The sequence below is a fragment of the Acidiplasma cupricumulans genome, assembly GCF_001402935.1.
Lineage (GTDB): Archaea > Thermoplasmatota > Thermoplasmata > Thermoplasmatales > Thermoplasmataceae > Acidiplasma > Acidiplasma aeolicum.
In genome coordinates, this window is the sequence record NZ_LKBH01000222.1 from 1 (window position 1) to 818 (window position 818).

The 818-nt window shown below is 25.6% G+C and carries 1 protein-coding gene; it reads right to left on the reverse strand.

Going from position 1 to position 818, the window contains the following annotated elements:
- Nucleotides 1–42: 42 nt before the first annotated feature.
- Nucleotides 43–711, reverse strand: coding sequence for a helix-turn-helix domain-containing protein (locus tag AOG55_RS06455; protein WP_084779417.1), 669 nt, complete (start codon nucleotides 709–711; stop codon nucleotides 43–45).
- Between the last annotated feature and the right edge of the window lie 107 nt (nucleotides 712–818).

Sequence of the window (818 nt, forward strand, 5' to 3'; positions counted from 1 at the left end):
ATATATTCCTTATTTAAATAGAAACCCATTTTATTTGAATTCTCAACCATTTTCTTTGATTTTATTAACTATTTTATTCACTGCCCTTCTTATTTCCACATTTATGGCCATCTTGCTTATGTTTAATCTCTGGGCAAGCTCTTTATTTGATGCCCCCCTTGGTATGTTAAAAAATTTACTGTCAATTGCCTCCTTTAATACAAATTTTTCTTTATCCGTAAGGAATATATCCAGTATGTAACTGCTTATTTCTGGAACAACCTCCTCTGCCTTTAGCTCCCTTATATTTTTTATATAAACATCATTTCCTGCTATTTTTAGAATGTCATTTATCCTGTATTTTTCTGTCATAAATATATAATTTTCAGTATTATTATAAACACTGGATTTTAAAGGATATATAGCTTTTTTTATTAATTTGTCTATAAATGCATTTTCATAGGAAACATCCATGTATAAAATGGAAGAGGATGAATCAATGTTATATATATTTACATTTTTTACCGATTTATCCTTTTTAATGGAAATCTTAATTTCACGTATATCACTTTTATTATAAAATTTAGAAAAACGTATTGCCCTTAATGAATTTTCATTATATGTATACCCTAAGAGAACATCCCTGTAATTTTCTGGAACGTAATTTGTCCAGCAATTCTCATGGCGTATTTTCAGGCTAAAAAAAGATGTATCATTCATATTATTGTGCATATATATTTATATACCTAATTTATATTTAAATGTTTATAAACTCTAAAATGTAATAAAATGATACATCATAAAAAAATAAATTATGGTAAGAATTACATAATATTAAT

What these genes read in the sequence shown, in the direction of transcription:
- AOG55_RS06455 (WP_084779417.1), bottom strand. Translation starts at nt 711, where the DNA reads ATGCACAATAATATGAATGATACATCTTTTTTTAGCCTGAAAATACGC.